Source organism: Aquabacterium sp. A08, assembly GCF_011742065.1.
The window spans coordinates 1-254 of the sequence record NZ_JAAQQT010000499.1 but is presented as its reverse complement, the minus strand read 5'-3'; the positions used below and the strand labels follow the sequence as shown (position 1 = coordinate 254).

The following is a 254-nucleotide window of genomic DNA, read 5'->3' as shown; positions in this document are numbered from 1 at the left end:
CCGCTGTCGGCCGCCGACCTCCACCGCCTGCGCGAGTTCGCGCTGCGCCACAGCGCGCATGGCCAGGTGATCCAGTGGTGGCTGCAGCCCAAGGGACCTGACACGGTGCACCTGCTCGACACCGAGCCCGCCCCGGTGCAGCTGGCCTACGCGCTGCCCGATTTCGGCATCGAGATGCCGTTCAAGCCGACCGACTTCACCCAGGTCAACCCGCACATCAACCGCGTGCTGGTCGCGCGTGCGCTGCGCCTGCT

1 pseudogene is annotated in these 254 nt (G+C 70.1%); it reads left to right on the top strand.

What is annotated here, in order from left to right:
• Positions 1-254, top strand: a pseudogene (locus tag HA630_RS27355) (23S rRNA (uracil(1939)-C(5))-methyltransferase); the annotation flags it as partial.